Source organism: Oceanicola sp. S124 (genome assembly GCF_000220565.1).
Lineage (GTDB): Bacteria > Pseudomonadota > Alphaproteobacteria > Rhodobacterales > Rhodobacteraceae > Pseudooceanicola.
Genome location: NZ_AFPM01000042.1, coordinates 37,839 through 55,138 on the forward strand (window position 1 = coordinate 37,839; position 17,300 = coordinate 55,138).

Below are 17,300 nucleotides of genomic sequence, written 5' to 3' on the forward strand. Positions count from 1 at the left end.
CTCTGCGGGCCGCTCCCGGCCCTGCGATTCCGTGTTCTATGCCTGCACTGGGCCGGGAGGAAAAGCATTACGGGGGCGGGATGCGCAGGAAACGCATGAAAAGAGGCGCATGGGGGCCGGGGAGAACGGTCGCAAGACTGGTGTCGCATGCGCGAAACAGGAGCGGACCTGCGCAGATGTCTCCTGGGCGGCTCTCTTCTCAACCACTTTCGCCTCTTTATCTTATTCGGGCACCCCGCGAAGTTGAGAAACTTCCAGCGGTATTTTTAGAATGGCCGCGTCGGGCTCTCCCAGGATAGCGCGTCCTTCCCGGCATGTGTCACATTGATTGAAGGGGATGCTCTCCGGCTGGGGGGCGTAGCCTGGCAATTTTGATCGTGGCTGGTTGCGACTTTCGAGCGAGACGGCCAGCTTTTCACACGCGAGATATGCGGAGGATCTCGGCTGAGAGGAAAAGAGGGCCGTTCCGCTCTGATGGGCTCGGAGACAGCGCAGATGTTGTCTGCGGCTTCACTGGATGTGGGGGTGAACATCTTAAAAGGGCGTGGCCTTGGAGTGTTTACCCCTAATGGTAGTTGCCCAGTGATCCTACTAGAGTGTGTACCCCTTGATCCAAGCAGGTATGGAAAATGGGGAGGCGCCGCGCGGCCCCGGCAGGTCCCGTCGTGTGGCTAGATGGCTAGGTAGCTCCTGAGAGCGCTAAGAGGCCGCCGCGGTGAGGATGTCGCCTTCCGACAGCATTTTTGAGTCGCTCAGCGCAATGAGGCCGCCAAACCGCTATATGGTAAGCGTCTACTTATTCTTAGGAGGGTGTCTAGCCTCATGACTACGGCAGAAGCTCAGACAGGCCAGAGTGGGATCGCTACTAAGGGCCCAGAAACGCGCAAGCGTCGTGCTATTGGCTATCTTCGTGTCTCGACCAGCAACCAAGCGGCTTCGGAACTTGGCTTCGAAGCGCAACAGATAGAAATCCAGGCGTGGGCAGATCGGGAGGGCGTAGAGATCATTCGGTTCGTGCGTGAGCAAGCCAGTGCACGCGGAGAACGAAATTTCGCGAAACGTCGTAAGCTGAGAGAAATTTTGCGTATTGCACAGGGTCTTCGTGTGCCCATTGTCGTGGCGACACCTTCTAGGGTTACGCGTCACGTTCGGGATTACGCGAAGATCACTGCTATTCTGCCCGGTGATCAGATCATTATCGCTCGTTCCAACCGGACGCTTGATGAGAGCTACCCTGAGCTGGTCAGAGCTGCACATGAGGGGGATGCGATAGCGCAGCGCAGTCGTGAGGGCACACAGAAGAAGAAGCGGGCCGGTCAAACGTTCGGATCTCCGGACCCTCAGGCGCTTCAGGAGGCGGGCCGTGCCGCGCGTATTGCAAAACGCGATGAGCGTGTTGAGTGGGTGCGGAAGGTGCTCGAAGATATTGGGGTGGAAGCGACCGCGCAGGAGGTCGCGGACGAACTGAACCGCAAGGGGTACGCGACTGCGCAAGGCAACGACTGGACCAAGGTGCGGATAAGACGCCTCCTCCGGAGAGCTCGAGAGCAATTGAATGCGCAACTCGACCAATCTTGTGATGAGCAGGGTACCCCGGAGGAGATTTACAAGGACAACGCTCTTTTTGGGCTCTTCTGAGATCAGGACAGTCTTCTGTGGCGGTTGAAGCTTGGGGAGCTGCTCGGTTGAGCGGAGCTTCAAGCTTCAAACGCTTCCGGTCGTGTCGATGACGATGATGCGCTGGCCGTGCTCAGGGCAGATCGCGACTATGGGTTGGAGACGCTCATCATGTTTGGGTTGTGATAGCTTGGCCCCTGTCGCTGTTCGCGATCCAAAACCTGATGGATGTGCCGTGACATGCTCATGCTTCGATCAGGATTCGAACCTTTTCTGGGTCGGTGCCGAGAGATTTGGCCAAGCGCCGTTTCGCCTCTGCGATAGTCAGTGGAGCATCATTTGCCAGATCTTCTGGATCGCCCTGTGGGGCAGAGGTCAACGGTTCTCGGCTGAGCGCGGTCCCTCTGCCAACAGTTGAGGAAGTGGTGGGGTCTTCTTCGACAAGCGTGGACACCCGGACGTCTCGATCGGTCCGGCCTGTGTGACCTGCATCGAGGCGTGCACGTTCAGTGCGACCTAACCACCGGCCCACACCGCTCATCTGCCACCCGTGGTGCTGAAACTGGAGTACGGCAAAGGCAATGCCTCCGATTGCCAGTGCCGCGAGGCCAAATTCGATTGCAGGATCCACCGGTCTCATCCTCCCTTCATGGTTTCTACGCATCGTGCACCAGATGGCCATTCTTGTCACCTCCGGCCCATGTCATCGGACGGGCGAGATGCGCCCAGGGAAGCTTACAAGTGCCTCGAGCCTCTCGTTGTCGATCGAAACCCCGGCCTCATCGCCACCTCCCGCAAAGCCCCTCGTCGATGAGCACACGGCCCAGGTTCCGTCCGTCAGCCAGGGAGCAGGTCCCCACTTCCCGGTCATAGGGTTGCCGGCCGCTCAGGCGCGCCATCTGCGCATCGCTCAGCCAGAAGAGATCAGACACATCACCGCTCAGTTTTCACACGGTGAAACACGCCTTTCTGCTGAAATCAGTGGGGCCAGACCCTAGGCTTTGGCTTCCTGCGCTCTGCAATTGTCGGATCAGGAGCTGAAGCTGCCGAAGTGTCAGTGAGAACACAGCTCAACGGTAAGGAGGGTGACCGAAGAGTTTCCCCGTGCGGAATGTAGTCCGTACAAGTACGGCAGCGTCCAGCGAAGATTCATTTCTTCAACCGAAATGTAATTATGAGGAGAGGTTACAGATGCGCGTCATTCTTAAAGGTGTTGCAGCCGGCTCGTTGCTTGCAGGTTTTGCCAGCATGTCCCATGCAGAAGTGAGCTATTCGGGCGGCCTGACGCTTGGCTATGCTTCGGCGGAGGGCAAGGGCAATCTTAGCGGCGCCCCTGATATCTCGGCGACCAGCTTTGATGCTGGCGGTTCTCTGGACTTCGGCAATGGCTTCAAGCTCGATCTCGGTTTGGGCCTGAGCCGGCTGGAAATCGATGGCGTGCCCATGGATCTGGACCTGAGCTATGCTACCGTGAAACCGACTTACGCGTTCGGCAACGGCTTCTTCGGCGGTCTATACCTCGAGCGCGGTCGTCTGGATTTGGGTGGCGGGGACGTCTCGCTGACTTCCTATGGCTTGATCGGCGGCTACGAACTGGGCGATCTGACCGTGACTGCCTACTACGGCAGCTCCGAAACCGATCCCGACCTGCCGAGCGGCGTCGATGTTACTGACTTCGGCATCGGTGCGACCTACATGGCCTCGGCCGATCTGAAGATTGGTGGCGGTCTGTCCCGCACTCGTATCGAGATGGGCGGATCGGACGCCGACCTGGATACTGTCAAGCTGGCAGCCGCTTATTCCATCAATGACGCGTTCACCGTCTTCGGCGGCGGCCTGTTTGGCTCGGTCGACAATATGATGGATGTGAACATCGTTGGCATTGGTGCCAGCTACGACTTCTCGACCATGTCGTCGGTACCGGTCATCGCCAGCATCGAATACGCCTCGGATGTGATTGAGGTCTCCGGCTCCGACGGAGGTCTCGACATCTGGAAGTTCGGCGTGACCATTCCGCTGGGCACTTCGTCCGGCCCGTCGGTCCCGTACAATAGTGTTGCCTCGAGCGTCTTCGCACCGAAAGCCAATGTGCTGACCGAGACCCTGCTGGGCCTCTACTGATCCGTCTCGAACCGGCAGTGCATGAGATATGAGAATGGCCCGCGTCTCGGCGCGGGCCATTCGGCGTTCTGCACCTAGGCTCCGGGACGCTGTTGGAAGGGGGACGCGCGCCATTTGCCGAGGATTTACAAATGGCCCCTGGGGTCTGGGGCGACAACTCAACTGAGAAGACAGATCGATCCTGACCAGTCCGTTTGCCGTTTCTTGTATGAGCGGGGTAGGAGCGCGCACTCTCGAGTTATGAGTGTGGAGGAAGGAACTGAGCTCATCCGGGACTAGGAATGGCTACTGTCTTCGCAAGGTGAAGTCCTAGGGGGAGGCGCAGAGTGGCCGGGGATGCCTTTTGGCGCGGCAGCAGTTTGGGGGCTTAAGGCTCCCATACCCTGTTGAGCGGCTGCTCTGATGCAACACGGCATGGGCGCTACCCTGAGAGGCAATCGTTTCTGCGGTATGAAGGCAGTTCGTGTGTTTGCCCCTGAGACCTTAGGACCCCCCTGGGTCAAACACCCGGCAACAGATCCGCCCCGCTGCAGGATGTGCTGGCCTGGGCCCCGGCACCGCAAGATCCGACGCATTGCCATGATAACGCTTGAGAAAATTCTAGCTGAAGAGGAACATCTCCGATGTGCTTCCTGATTGATGCGGTGATCCTGGCCACGCTGCGCCGTCACGCCGCTGCAGGGGCCGGGATGTGAGGCGGGCAACTGGCCAGACCTGACGACGGCTCAGGTGGGCATGGCGGCCGGGTCAGGGCCGGCGCAGCAGGTTGGGAACACCCCGAGGCCTCGACGGTGCCCCGAACGGCGCGGCAGTCCGATCCCGCGCCGTCAGGACGACGCGCCCGAGCCGTCATCCTTCGCGCCTTCCATCTGGGTATGATCGACCGTCTCGATCCGCGGCTTGTGCGGCGGGAACTTGGCCCGGTCCTCCTCGAGCAGACCGGCATCGGTGATGATGAGGTCGATCGAGGCAATGGGGACCGTGCGGTGCAGGGCGCATGACATGAAACGGCTGCTGTCGGCGATCAGCACAACCTCCCGAGCCGCGGCAGCCATCGCGCGCTTCAGCTGGCCCAGTTCGAGGTTCGTCTCAGAGGTTCCGGTCTCGTCAATCGCGGTCGCCGAGGTGAAGAAGATATCGCAGTGGATATTCTTCAGAAACCCAAGCCCGGGCTCTCCCAACAGGCTGAAAGAGCCGACGCGACAGGCTCCGCCGGGCACGATCAGGGTGATGTTGTCCCTGTAGGTGAGCTGCTTTGCCACGTAGAGGTCATTGGTGATGACGGTGAGCGGAAAGTCGATCTTGGAGATTTCATCGGCAAGGCGGTGGCAGATGACGGCGCCCGTATCGATCAGCAGCGACTGGTTCGGCTCAATCAGCTTGAGCGCCTCTTGGACGATGGCCTGCTTTTCCTCAACGGCGGTGCGTTGCGACAGATCGGTGGAGGGTTCGTAGCTCGAGCGCGAGCGGATCGCCACCGCGCCGCCATGGGTCCGCCGCACGAGCCCCTCGCCCGCCAGCACATCCAGATCGCGGCGGATGGTCGAGACCGAGATCCCGAGCATCCGTGCAAGATCCTGGCCCGAGCCGGCTTGGTTCTGCTTGAACCATTCGATGAGATGCTGCCGACGTTCTGCCGGCAACATCTCTTCGTTCACTGTGTCCTCTGACTTCCGCAAGGGGACCTCCTCAAATCGTGTCTGGTTCGCATGACAGGGTCATCGGTAACGCCCCGCGTCAAAGGTAGCTAGGAAGCCACAGCACAATCTGCGGGAATATGGCAAGAATGACCGTTCCAAGGCAGAGCAGCAGGAAGAACGGCATCGTCGCGCGGACGGTTTCCCCCATGGAACGCTGCGTAAGACCTTGCAGGACGAAGAGATTCAGGCCGACGGGCGGTGTCAGGGCGCTCATCTCGATCATGATGACCAGATAGATCCCGAACCACAACGGGTCGAAACCCGCCTGCACGATCAGCGGCACGGCGATCGGGACCGTCATCACGGTCATGGAGGTGCCGTCGAGGAACATGCCCAGCACGATGTAGAGCCCCGCGAGGATCAGAAGGACACCGTAGGGCGACAGGTCCAGCGCCGAGATGGTCTGCGTGATCTGGTTGGGCAACTGCATGAAGGCGATCGCCGCCGACAGGAAGGAAGACGCCGCGATCAGCATGAGGATCATCGCCGAAACGCGTATGGTCGCCGCCAGGCTGTCGCGCATCAGCTTGAGCGAGAACTGCCCCGTGACGCTGGTGATCACGATTGCCCCGAAAACCCCTACGGCGGCCGCTTCAGAGGGCGTGGCGATACCCGAATAGATCGAGCCGAGCACGACGAACATCAGCAGCATGATCGGCAGCAGCTCAATCAGGCCACGGCCGATGGCTCGCGCGGTCACGGTGCCGTCGTAGCGCGGGGCGCGCTCGGGATGCAGGATCGCCATGAGCGCAATGTAGCCCGCATAGAGGCTGGCCATCATCAGGCCCGGAAGGACGCCGCCGGCGAAGAGCTTGGCGATGGAGACCTCGGCCAGCACGCCGTAGACGATCATCGCGATCGAGGGCGGGATCAGCAGTCCGAAAGAGCCCGCCCCGGCGAGGGATCCCGCGGCGAGGCGCAGGTCATAGCCGCGCGCCTGCAGTTCGGGGATGGTGATCTTGCCCACCGTCGCGGTGGTGGCGGTGGATGACCCCGAGATCGCCGCAAAAACGGTGCAGCCGAAGACGTTGGTGTGCAGCAGGCCTCCGGGGATGCGTGCGACCAGCGGCGCAAGACCGCGGAAGAGGCGTTGCGAGATATCGGTACGGAAGATGATGTCCCCCATCCACATGAAGATCGGGATGGCGGCCAGCTCCCACGAGATGGCCGAGGAGGAGATCACCTTGGTGGCGATGGTGCCGATGCGGGCGTCGCTGAAATCGAGAACGAAGTACATCGCCGAAGCGCCGACCAGCATCAGGCCGGAAAAGATCCACGTGCCCGAGCCTAGGAAGACGACGAGAAGCAGAAGGAGGACCGTGGCGGAAAACGTGATGGTCATGAGGTCTCTCCGGTCAGAGGGTCAGGGCGCGTTCGTCGGCATGGCCGACCACGACGAGACGGATCGCGCGCACGACCATCTGCAGCAGAAGCAGGACGAGGCCGGTGAAGAAGAGGCTTTCGGGGATCCAGAGAGGGATCGGGATCAGGTGTTCGCTGACCGAGCCGCGCGCGAAGAGCTTCGTGACCGCAGCCCATTGGTGCATCGCGAGGAAGGCCATGATGCCGGCGGAGGTCGATATGGCGAAGGCTTCGACGATCCAGCGCGGCACGCCCGACAGCTGGTCGGTAAGCGCGGTCACCCGGATCATGGCGCCCTCCTCGAGGGCCCAGGGGGCCGCGAGAAAGGTGATGGCCGCCACGCCGTAACCGACCAGGACATCGGCCATGTAGGTCGAGGTAGAGAACATCCGCATGCAGATCTCGAGCAGGATGAGCAGTGTCATCGCCACCAGAAGAGTGGCCGAGACAACGGCTGCGGTCCGGTTGAGGATCGTCGAAACGCGGGCAATGGCGCCAAGCCAGACCGGATCGTCGTTGACGTCGGGGTGATGGTGCTCTTCGATCTCGGGGAGTTCAGGGCTCACTGCGTGCTCCATGGTTCAACATTGGCAAGAGCCGCGCCCCGGCAAGGGGCGCGGCGGGGCAGGAGCGGCTCAACCCTGCTGGGACTTCAGCTCCTCGAAGCGGGCGAGGATCGCCGCACCGCGCTCGCCGGTCTCGGCCAGCCAGCCCTCACGCACCTGTTCACCGGCGGCCCGCAGGTGCTCGAAGACCTCTGCCGGAACATCGGCGTTGCGGGTGACCGTCATGCCGTTCTCCGCCATCTTGGTATAGGCGGTATCGATGGAGGCACGGATGGTCTCCCAGTTGAAGGCGTCGCAGGCATCGACGCTCTCAAGCATCGCAGTGCGGACCTCCTCGGGCAGGGCGTCGAACTCGTCCTTGTTCACATGGCACATGAAGAGGCCCATGGCATAGCTCAACTCGGTGAAATCGCTGAGGTAGTCCCAGATCGAGAGCTGGATCGCGCCATCCGCAGAGGTCAGCACGGCGTCGAGACCGCCGGTAGACAGCTGCGGGATCAGGTCGGACCATGCCACCTGCAACGGTGCGGCGCCGGCGTTCTTAAGGGTCTGCGTGCCGTTCACGTCATAGGTGCGGATGCGCAGGCCCGAGAGGGCCTCGGTCGAGGTGATGGGCATCTTGGCGTGGATGCCCGACGGCGCATTGGGCATGGCCCAGAGCAGCACCATGTCGTTCTCCTCGAACACCTTCGCGTATTCCTCGCGCGCGGCCTGCCAGAGCAGATAGGCCTCGTCGAGGTTGGCGGCGATGAAGGGAAGCGAGGACAGGTTGAACAGCGGGTCGATGCCACCGAGCTGCGTCATCAGGGTGACTGCCGCCTGAACACCACCGTCCTGCACGGCATCGAAGTGGTCGATCGATTTGTAGCCGAGCGCGCCACCGCCCTGGTAGTTGATGGTCAGCTGGTCGCCGACCCGCTTGTTCATCTCTTCGATGAAGAAGCTGCACGCCTGACCGGTGAGGGACGTCGCACCGTACTCGTCCGACATGTCCCAGCGGACATTTGCGAGGACGGGACCGGAGAACGCGACGAGTGCGCCGGTCGCGGTTGCGGTGCGCATGAACGCGCGACGGGTGAAAGTCATGATTAAGCTCCCTGCGATTGCTATCGTTACGGGCGGGTACGTTCTGCCGCACCGATCATTGAGGCATGCCCATTGATGTCGCCATGCAGGCACAGATGATAGGTTTGCGTCAAGAAAGTTTCATTTTCTTTCAGGGTGCAGCGATCTGGCTGCGCGTATTTGCGGTATTTTCGCGTATTCGCCCACCTATTGGGCGATCATGCGCACTCATGGAAGTTATTGAGAGATTTTCATTCACACTTGCCCGCAAATGAGCAAGTCTGGGACCGCAGTGGAGATACGTGTCGATTCTCCCGTACGAGACAGGACCAGGCAGCAATTCATGCCGTCACAGACGAGATCCCATCCGATTCTTCTGATCTTTCGCCCGGAAGGTGCAAAGAGCGGGCTCAACGCGTGGCATCGCAGTGTCGTCCAGCTTGGGCGAGACGGGATCCGCGACGGGTTCCCCTGCCAGAGTCCGGGTCTTGAGGTGACGTTTTCTGCGTGCTTTGCGGAAGGTCCACCTCAGAACTTGCAAGTCGAGCATCTTCGAAGACAAGCTGACGCCGATCCGGCACCGGCACCCGAGGCGCGCGCCCGTGCGACCCTCTCTTTTATCCCCGCGTCCTGTCAGGTGGCGCGGCACATCCCGCAAACGGCCGCCCGCGCGGCCTGAACCAAAGGTAGGAAGGCAGCAATGGCCTGGAGAATTGGCGTAGATTCCGGAGGCACGTTCACCGATGTGTGCCTCTTTGACGAGGACAGCGGCAAGGTGGAGATCTGGAAAGTCTCCTCGACCCCGGATGACCCCTCGCGCGGCATCACCACGGGCGTGGTCGAGGGCCTCGACCAGGTTGGCAAGACCGCCAAGGACCTGTCGTTCCTCGGTCACGGCACCACCGTCGCCACCAATGCGCTGATCGAGCTGCGGGGCGTGAAGACCGGCCTCATCGTATCGGACGGTTTCCGCGACCTGCTGGAGATCGGCCGGCAGAAGCGCCCGAACCTCTACGACATGAACGCGGACAAGCCCGAGCAACTCGTGTCCCGCGACCTTCGCCGCGAAGTGCCGGAGCGGATGAGATACGATGGCACGGTCGATGTGCCGCTCGACGAGGCCGCGCTGCGCGCCGAGCTGCGCGCGCTGGCCGGGCAGGACATCAAGTCGCTCGCGGTCTGCTTCCTCTACGGTTTCCTCAACACCGAGCACGAGGAACTGGCCAAGCGCGTGATCGCTGAAGAGCTTCCCGAGGTCTTCGTCTCGACCTCGCATGATGTCGCGCCGGAGTTCCGCGAATTCGAGCGGCTGTCGACCACCGTGGTCAACGCCTATCTCGGTCCGGTCATGCAGCGCTACATCCGCCGCCTGAAGGAGAACCTCGCAGAGATCGGCCTGGAGATCGCGCCACAGCTCACCCAGTCCAACGGCGGCGTGATCGGGTTCGACACCGCGGCGAACCTTCCCGTGCGTACCGTGCTTTCCGGCCCTTCGACCGGGGTGGTAGCGGCGCAGGCCATCGGGAAGATGTCCGGCTTCGACAATATCATCACCTTCGATGTCGGCGGCACCTCTTCCGACGTGGCCCTGCTGCAGAACGGCGTTTGCCAGCTCACCGGCGAGGCCGATGTCCATGGCTACCCGATCAAGGCCCCCATGCTCGACATCCACACCGTGGGCGCGGGCGGCGGCTCCATCGCCAATGTCGACAGCGGTGGCCTGCTCAAGGTCGGGCCGCGTTCGGCCGGGGCCCATCCGGGGCCGGTCTGCTACGGCCTCGGCTCGACCGAACCCACGGTGACCGACGCCAATATCGTGCTGCAGACCCTCAACCCCGTCGAAATCCTCGGCGGCCGCATGAAGGTGCGCCGCGATCTGGCCGTCGAGAGCGTGCAGCGCCTCGCCGACAAGCTCGGCCTCGACGTCATGGAGACCGCTCAGGGCATCATCTCGGTCGTGACCGCCAACATGGCGAAGGCGATCCGCGTGATCTCCGTGCAGCGCGGCCATGACCCGCGGGACTATGCGCTGATGGCCTTCGGCGGCGCAGGACCGCTGCACGCGGCGCGCCTCGCCCGAGAGCTCGACATGGGGCAGGTTATCGTGCCGCTGACGCCGGGAACGCTTTGCGCTCTGGGCCTGCTGCTCACCGACCTGCGCGCGGATTTCGCCATCTCGCGCCTGCTGCCGCTCGACGACAGCGCGCTGACCTCGATCGACGCCGGCTTCGCCGACCTCATGGGGCAGGCCGCCGCCTGGTTCGATGCCGAGGACATCGCCGGGGACCGCCGCGTGATGACGCGCACCGCGGACATGCGCTACATGGGCCAGAACTACGAGCTTTCGGTTGCCGTGCCTGCCGGTCCGATCACCTCCGAGACCTTCAAGGCGCTCGAGGAAGGTTTCGAGGCCGCCCACCGTCAACGCTTCGGCTTCGTCGCGGAAGGCGAGCAGATCCAGCTTGTCACCCTGCGCCTGGAGGCGGCCGGCGTCGTCAACAAGGCCCAGTTCAAGCCACAGCCCGATGAGGGCCCCGATGCCTCGGCGGCGCAGATCGGCACCCGCGATGTCTACATGGCAGAGGCGGCGGACTTCCTGCCCTGCGCGGTCTACGCCCGTGACAAGCTGCGCCCTGGAAACGTGATCCAGGGCCCCGCCATCGTCGAGCAGATGGACACGACCACGGTCATCCTGCCCGACATGACGGGCTCGGTGGACAGCTATCTCAATCTGATCCTGGAGGTGAAGGCATGACCGCACCCGAGAAAATGGCCATCGATCCGATCACGGTCGAGGTGATCGGCTCTGCGCTGCAGTCCATCGTCGAGGAAATGGGCGAGGCGCTGGTGCGTGCGTCCTATTCGACCAACATCAAGGAGCGGCGCGACTGCTCTACCGCGCTCTTCGATCATCGCGGCAACACCCTGTGCCAGGCGGAACACATTCCGATGCACCTTGGCTCTTTCCTGGGGGTGATCCCCGCGATCCGCGCGCGCTTCGAGATGGCGGACATCCGGCCGGGCGACGTGTTCATGGCCAACGACGCCTATGCCGGCGGTGCGACGCACCTGCCCGACATCGTCCTGGCCGAACCGATCTTCGTCGATGGCGGGCTTGTGGCCTGGGCGGTCAACACCGCGCACCATTCGGATTTCGCCGACCGCGGCCATGAGCACATCTATCAGGAAGGCATCCGCATTCCGCCGGTGCGCCTCTACCGCGAGGGCGTCCTGAACCAGGACCTGCAAGAGATGTTCCTGCTCAACTGCCAGGTGCCGCGCGAACGCATTTCGGACCTGCGCGCCCAGATGTCGGCCAACCGGCTCTGCGTGCAGCGGCTGCGCGACCTCTGCACCAAGTACGGTGCCGCGAAGGTCCTTGCCGCCGGTGACGCCCTGCAGGACTACGCCGAGCGCAAGATGCGGGCGGCGATCGAGGCGATCCCCGACGGAACCTACAGCTTCGAGGACCAGTTCGACAGCAACCAGTGGTCCGGCGCGATGACGTTCAAGGTGGATGTCACCGTGACGGGCGACGAGATGCTGCTGGCCTTTGACGGGCCGCCGCAGGTCCGTGGCGGGTTGAACCTGATCTATACCTCGCTTCTGGCCGCGGCCTATTTCACCGTGAAATCCGTGCTGGATCCGACCGTGCTGCCGAACGCGGGCCTGGCACGTCCGCTGACGGTGACCGCCCCCAAGGGCTCGATCCTGAACTGTGCCCACCCGGCGGCGGTCGAGGGGCGGATCGCCGCCTCGCAGCGCGTGACCGATCTGGTCTACGGGGCCCTCGCCAAGGCGCTGCCCGGCAAGGTCATGGCGGCCGGCAACGGGTGCTGCACCGGCGCGATCTTCAACGGCGCGGACGAGGACGGCAACATGTGGGTCTACCTCGAGACCATCGGCGGCGGCGGTGGCGCGCGTCCCGGCGCCGACGGCCTTTCGGGCATCCACGTCGGCCTGACCAATACCTCGAACCTGCCGGTCGAAGCGCTGGAGCTGGAATATCCGCTCACCCTGCTGCGCTACGAACTTGTGGACGACAGTGCGGGCCTCGGCGAGTTCCGCGGCGGCATGGGGGTGCGACGCGTCTACCGTGCCGAGAAAGCCTGCCGCTTCACCGTCGAAAGCTCCCGCGTGGCCTCGCAGCCCTGGGGCCTGGACGGCGGGCTGAGCGCCAGGGGCACCACGCTCGATTTCGGCGACGAACGCACGAGCTTCGCGGGCATGGTCGACCTGAAGCCCGGGCAGATCGTCTCGATCACCACGCCGGGTGGCGGCGGCTACGGCGACCCCGCGAAGCGCCCCGAAGCGGCCATCCGGCGCGACATCGCGGAAGGTCGTGTCAGCGCCGAGCTCGCCCGTGCGACCTACGGCCTGGACGCCTGAACGGTCTGACCTGCCGTCGCGGGGCGCGCAGAACGCGCCCCGCCCCGCCCGATCCATCTCCTCCTGAGCAAAGAAAGCCTCATGATTAACAGTGAAACCAGAGGGTTCGTCCCCTCGCTTAACACGGTCGCGAGCGAGTCCGATCTTCCGGCGGAAACTGATGTCGTCGTCATCGGCGGCGGCACGGCGGGCGTGTCGACCGCGCTTTTCCTCGCCGAGAAGGGCGTGCGCGTGACCCTGTGCGAAAAGGGCGAGATTGCCGCCGAACAGTCGTCGCGCAACTGGGGCTGGACACGACAGATGGGCCGTGACCCGCTTGAGATGCCGCTCACCATCCAGAGCCTCAACCTCTGGCGGACGCTCAAGGACCGTTTCGGCATCGAGACGGGCTACAAGGAAACCGGCATCGTCTATGTCTGCGAGAAGAACTGGGAGATCGAGCAGGCGCAGGGCTGGGCCCGGACCGGCAAAGACCACGGCCTGCCCCTGCGAGAGCTGACCTCGCGCGAGATCGCCGAGATGGTGCCGGGCATCGCCACTAGTCAGACCTACGGCCTGCACACCGCGACAGACGGACGTGCGGAACCTGCGCTGGCCGTTCCCGCCTTCGCCGAAGCGGCCATCCGCCTGGGTGCAAAGATCGTCACCCGATGCGCGGTGCGTGGCTTCGAGAAATCGGGCGGCGCCATTTCCGCGGTCGTCACCGAGAGGGGCACGATCAGATGCAATTCGGTGGTGGTCGCTGGCGGCGTCTGGACGCGTCCGTTCCTGCGCAACATGGGTGTGCATCTGCCGCAGCTCAACATCATTGCCGCCGCTGCGCGGGTGGAGGTCCCGGGCAACCAGCACAACGGACCCGATTTCCCCATGGGCGGCGCGGCCTTCGGTCTGCGCAAACGCTCTGACGGCGGCTATACCGTGGGTCCGCGCAACATCAACATCGCCCCGATCACGCCCGACAGTTTCCGGCTGTTCTCGGACTACCTGCCGGTCTTCCTGAAAAGCTGGCGCGAACTGCGGCTGCGGTTCGGCAAGGATTTCTTTGACGAGCTGATGTCGCGCAAGCGCTGGTCGCTCGATCAGGTCACCCCCTTCGAGGCGGTGCGGGTGCTCAACCCCGATCCTTCCGACTGGATGCTCGAACGTGCGCTGAAGGGCATGCGCGAAACGCTCCCCGCGTTCAGGGACGCGAAGGTCACCCACGCCTGGGGGGGCGCGATCGATGCCACGGCCGACGGTGTTCCGGTAATCGACGGTGTCGCGCAGGTGCCGGGCCTCTATATCGCCGCGGGGCTTTCGGGCCACGGCTTCGGCGCCGGCCCGGCGGTAGGCCAGCTGATGTCGGAGCTGGTGACGGGAACAGATACGACGGTCGATCCGACCCCCTTCAAGTACAACCGCTTCCGTTCCACTAGGCGCTTCGCCCCATGGGAGCCACGGCAGGCCTCGGCCTGACCGGTCCCGATGTGGGGCCGCCCCCGCATGCCACCACAAGACCCGAGAGGGAAGGAATACCCATGACCTACGTCCCAAGCGACACCCGCTACGACAGCATGATCTACAACACCTGCGGCACGAGCGGCCTCAAACTTCCAGCGATCTCGCTGGGCCTCTGGCACAACTTCGGCCATGATACGGCCCATGAGACGAAGCGCGCGATCTGCCAGACCGCCTTCGACCTCGGGATCACCCACTTCGACCTAGCCAACAACTACGGCCCGCCGGCCGGCTCGGCCGAGGAAGCCTTCGGGGAAATCCTGCGCACCGACTTCAGGGGCTATCGCGACGAGCTGCTGATTTCCTCCAAGGCCGGCTGGGACATGTGGCCCGGCCCCTACGGCGACGGCGGTTCGCGCAAGTACCTGATGTCGTCCTGCGACCAGTCCCTGAAACGCCTGGGCGTGGACTACGTGGATATCTTCTACTCGCACCGCTTCGATCCGAACACGCCCCTGGAAGAGACCATGGGGGCGCTCGACAGCATCGTGCGCCAGGGCAAGGCGCTCTACGTCGGGATCTCGAGCTACAATTCGGAGATGACCCGCAAGGCCGCGGCCATCCTCAAGGATCTCGGTACGCCCTGCCTCATCCACCAGCCAAGCTACAACATGCTCAACCGCTGGCTCGAGCGGGACGGCCTGAAGGAAACGCTCGCAGAGCTTGGCATGGGGTCAATCGTCTTCACGCCGCTGGCGCAGGGAATGCTGACCAACAAGTACCTCAAGGGCATGCCCGAAGGCAGCCGCGGTTCGCGTGGCGCGACCCTGAGCGAGGACTTCCTGTCCGAAGAGAACATCGAGAACATCCGCCAGCTCAACCGGATCGCCGAAGGCCGGGGCCAGTCTCTGGCGCAGATGGCGATTGCATGGTGCCTGCGGGGCGGGGCCATCACCTCGGCGCTGATCGGAGCATCGAAGCCGCAGCAGGTCATCGACTGCGTCGGTGCGCTCGGCAACGTCGAATTCACGGCCGAGGAACTGGCCGAGATCGACCGCTACGCCGTGGAAGGCGATATCAACCTCTGGGCTGGCGCGACGAACTCCTGATCCGCTGCCGCCGGCGTCGCAAGGCCGACCCCCGGCCCGTGAGAGCCCCGTTCCCGACCTGGGACGGGGCTCTTTCGCACAGCACCCAACGGATCGAACCATGGTCAGCCTTGCGCTGCCAACCGGTTCGGGCAGTGGATCGCGGCGCGGTTTGTGGGCCCCTTCGCTCAGCGAGCCACCGCCGAAAACATCGTCGGCCTTCCCCCGGTCGTGCCAGTCCCCCCCCCGCTCTTTTGCACTACATACCGAGCGGCCCTGCGACCCGTCAGGGCACCAAGGGGGGGTGCGTAGGGGTTGCATAGGGGGTTGCATAGGGGGTGCGTACCCCCTCTCAGAGGCCCGAAAACGGCCCAAAAAGGGTTGCATAAGCGAGAAGTCGTGTAATCCACATTACACGAATGCAACCCCCAAGCCGCTCTCAAACCCCTTATTTTCATGAGACGAGGGGTTGCATGCGCGGCCCGATTCCGACTTTTTCCGAGATCGGGGTGTATTGACCGGCAGACACTCGCCGCAAAGTTGCACACACCGAGACACCAGACAGAGCAAGGATCGCACCTGACGACCGGCACAGCGCGAACCAGACGCACCCCAACCACAGACCTCAACCGGGAAGCAAACCGACCAAGACACGGCACTGCAGCGCGGACCAGGGAACGACAACACCCCAACCACCAAGAGACCAAGCAAAGGGCTCAACACGGCAAGAAACAGGCGCCGGACTGGACAGAGGGTGCACATACACAGGGCACAGCGTGGGCGGAGGGAGCAGAGCGCGCGCTCAGGCAAGAGAGGGCGGCATAGAGGTGCGAGAGCGCAGGGCGTGTAGGAGAGGAGAGCAGATGAGGGGCTCTGTGGATGAGAGAGGATAGATGGCGTGTCAGGTGAGCGATCAGAGGCGTGTACAAGAAGCGCAAGGAGGCGGCGGAGAGGAACATGGTAGAGGAGCTGGGTGGCCGGCGCCGCGTCCTTCCCTCTCCCGATCCTGCCCCAACCCACTCCCTCGCGAACCCCCACCCAAGCCCTCAACCAGCGCACCAGGCCCAGAGTCATCAAGTTCGCGTGTCACCTGACAGCACCTACACTCATCTCAACAGCGATGCTCAAACGCTGTCACGCATCTGCCCGGAGGTGCAGCTGGTCGAGAGACCAGCCTTTCTTGTGTTTTAGCAGCACCGGGCCCCTGCTGCTCACCTTGGGGCGGTTCTCTCAGAGGATCGCCTCTTCTTTTGCCCGGAGCAGAGGATGCGGACCGGACGCTTCCCTCGAGGGATAGAGGAGCCTTTCGCTCTCTGTATCTGTATTTGTTAAGTATATATCTTATAGGTCTATTACATAGAGAGTGCGCGGACTTTGCTTTCCCTCGAGGACATGCAGACCTCCCGGGCACCAAAATCGAGGCCACCTATAGCAGGGTTTTCTGGATTTCTCCGGTCAAAACAAGGGCTTGCGGGAATGGGTGGACCTCCCCGGGCGTCTATGCGGCGGCACGGCGCGGCAGGTCCGCCTTGGCCTGACCTCGAAAAACGGCCCGTACAGCGCGATCTTGGGGTCAAGATGACCCGGTACACCAGAAAACCCGAGATGACCACTCAGGCGCGAGCACAGCGGCTTCTCGGTGCATTTGGGGGTGTGTCGGTGGGTGCGGTTTCGGTCGGCGGCAAGGAATGGGTCGATCCGGGCAGGGTGGCAGTCAGGTTGTGCTGTCTGGCCGGGTTCCCTCTGACGGCCTGCGCTCCTGCCCCTCTGTCAGCCAGAGCGCGCCCGACTGCATCCGCCGGATCACGCCGCCCTGGCCGCGCACCTCCATCCGGGCGAAGACCTGTTTCGAGGCGCTGCGGGTGCTTTCCAGGGTCCAGCCCAGGGTGGCGGCGGCCTCGGCCAGGCTGTGCCCGTCGCAGATCAGCTGCGCCAGCCGGGCCTCTGCCGGGGCC

General features: G+C 63.2%; 13 protein-coding genes. 7 read left to right on the forward strand and 6 right to left on the reverse strand.

Annotated features, from left to right (window positions below; translation table 11 throughout):
* Positions 1 to 822 precede the first annotated feature (822 nt).
* On the forward strand, positions 823 to 1,638 hold the full coding sequence (locus tag OS124_RS0104025; protein WP_083834529.1) for a recombinase family protein: 816 nt from the start codon (positions 823 to 825) through the stop codon (positions 1,636 to 1,638).
* Between the two features lie 223 nt (positions 1,639 to 1,861).
* On the opposite strand, the gene OS124_RS26905 is transcribed toward OS124_RS0104025, so the two are convergent.
* Entirely contained in the window at positions 1,862 to 2,248 is a 387-nt protein-coding gene (locus OS124_RS26905; RefSeq protein ID WP_138919419.1) for a hypothetical protein, read from the reverse strand.
* Positions 2,249 to 2,808: 560 nt separating this feature from the next.
* Between OS124_RS26905 and OS124_RS0104030 the strand changes: the two genes are divergently transcribed.
* A complete protein-coding gene (locus OS124_RS0104030) occupies positions 2,809 to 3,738 on the forward strand; it encodes a porin (RefSeq protein ID WP_138919420.1) in 930 nt (309 codons plus the stop codon).
* 827 nt (positions 3,739 to 4,565) lie between these two features.
* Here the strand turns inward: OS124_RS0104030 and OS124_RS0104035 are convergent.
* The 4 genes from OS124_RS0104035 to OS124_RS0104050 all read right to left on the reverse strand — a co-directional run bounded on the left by OS124_RS0104035 (position 4,566) and on the right by OS124_RS0104050 (position 8,452).
* The gene (locus OS124_RS0104035; protein ID WP_010138061.1) at positions 4,566 to 5,396 is read right to left on the reverse strand and encodes a DeoR/GlpR family DNA-binding transcription regulator; all 831 of its coding nucleotides are present in this window, start codon (positions 5,394 to 5,396) and stop codon (positions 4,566 to 4,568) included.
* A gap of 79 nt (positions 5,397 to 5,475) precedes the next feature.
* Positions 5,476 to 6,780, reverse strand: a complete 1,305-nt coding sequence (locus OS124_RS0104040; protein WP_010138062.1) for a TRAP transporter large permease — start codon at positions 6,778 to 6,780, stop codon at positions 5,476 to 5,478.
* Between the two features lie 13 nt (positions 6,781 to 6,793).
* On the reverse strand, positions 6,794 to 7,366 hold the full coding sequence (locus OS124_RS0104045; RefSeq protein ID WP_010138063.1) for a TRAP transporter small permease: 573 nt from the start codon (positions 7,364 to 7,366) through the stop codon (positions 6,794 to 6,796).
* Between the two features lie 69 nt (positions 7,367 to 7,435).
* Entirely contained in the window at positions 7,436 to 8,452 is a 1,017-nt protein-coding gene (locus OS124_RS0104050; RefSeq protein ID WP_010138064.1) for a TRAP transporter substrate-binding protein, read from the reverse strand.
* A gap of 65 nt (positions 8,453 to 8,517) precedes the next feature.
* Between OS124_RS0104050 and OS124_RS26910 the strand changes: the two genes are divergently transcribed.
* The 5 genes from OS124_RS26910 (at position 8,518) to mgrA (ending at position 15,366) form a co-directional block, all read left to right on the forward strand.
* Complete coding sequence (locus OS124_RS26910) at positions 8,518 to 8,706, forward strand: hypothetical protein (RefSeq protein ID WP_138919422.1); 189 nt, start codon at positions 8,518 to 8,520, stop codon at positions 8,704 to 8,706.
* Between the two features lie 425 nt (positions 8,707 to 9,131).
* The gene (locus OS124_RS0104055) at positions 9,132 to 11,186 is read left to right on the forward strand and encodes a hydantoinase/oxoprolinase family protein (RefSeq protein WP_029375147.1); all 2,055 of its coding nucleotides are present in this window, start codon (positions 9,132 to 9,134) and stop codon (positions 11,184 to 11,186) included.
* Positions 11,183 to 12,820 carry a hydantoinase B/oxoprolinase family protein gene (locus tag OS124_RS0104060; RefSeq protein ID WP_010138066.1) on the forward strand — a complete coding sequence of 546 codons (1,638 nt, stop codon included), beginning with the start codon at positions 11,183 to 11,185 and terminating at the stop codon, positions 12,818 to 12,820. Before OS124_RS0104055 ends, OS124_RS0104060 begins: the two co-directional genes overlap by 4 nt.
* An 81-nt stretch (positions 12,821 to 12,901) precedes the next feature.
* On the forward strand, positions 12,902 to 14,275 hold the full coding sequence (locus OS124_RS23605; protein ID WP_010138067.1) for an NAD(P)/FAD-dependent oxidoreductase: 1,374 nt from the start codon (positions 12,902 to 12,904) through the stop codon (positions 14,273 to 14,275).
* Positions 14,276 to 14,337: 62 nt separating this feature from the next.
* Positions 14,338 to 15,366 (forward strand): L-glyceraldehyde 3-phosphate reductase, encoded by a 1,029-nt coding sequence (gene mgrA, locus OS124_RS0104070; RefSeq protein ID WP_010138068.1) that lies wholly within the window; start codon positions 14,338 to 14,340, stop codon positions 15,364 to 15,366.
* 1,693 nt (positions 15,367 to 17,059) lie between these two features.
* Here the strand turns inward: mgrA and OS124_RS27270 are convergent.
* Positions 17,060 to 17,300, reverse strand: a 241-nt coding sequence (locus tag OS124_RS27270) for a hypothetical protein (protein WP_010138070.1), incomplete at its 5' end; no start/stop codon positions are given.

What these genes read in the sequence shown, in the direction of transcription:
- OS124_RS0104025 (WP_083834529.1), top strand. Translation starts at nt 823, where the DNA reads ATGACTACGGCAGAAGCTCAGACAGGCCAGAGTGGGATCGCTACTAAG.
- OS124_RS0104030 (WP_138919420.1), top strand. Translation starts at nt 2,809, where the DNA reads ATGCGCGTCATTCTTAAAGGTGTTGCAGCCGGCTCGTTGCTTGCAGGT.
- OS124_RS0104040 (WP_010138062.1), bottom strand. Translation starts at nt 6,780, where the DNA reads ATGACCATCACGTTTTCCGCCACGGTCCTCCTTCTGCTTCTCGTCGTC.
- OS124_RS0104050 (WP_010138064.1), bottom strand. Translation starts at nt 8,452, where the DNA reads ATGACTTTCACCCGTCGCGCGTTCATGCGCACCGCAACCGCGACCGGC.
- OS124_RS26910 (WP_138919422.1), top strand. Translation starts at nt 8,518, where the DNA reads ATGCCCATTGATGTCGCCATGCAGGCACAGATGATAGGTTTGCGTCAA.
- OS124_RS0104055 (WP_029375147.1), top strand. Translation starts at nt 9,132, where the DNA reads ATGGCCTGGAGAATTGGCGTAGATTCCGGAGGCACGTTCACCGATGTG.
- OS124_RS0104060 (WP_010138066.1), top strand. Translation starts at nt 11,183, where the DNA reads ATGACCGCACCCGAGAAAATGGCCATCGATCCGATCACGGTCGAGGTG.
- OS124_RS23605 (WP_010138067.1), top strand. Translation starts at nt 12,902, where the DNA reads ATGATTAACAGTGAAACCAGAGGGTTCGTCCCCTCGCTTAACACGGTC.
- mgrA (WP_010138068.1), top strand. Translation starts at nt 14,338, where the DNA reads ATGACCTACGTCCCAAGCGACACCCGCTACGACAGCATGATCTACAAC.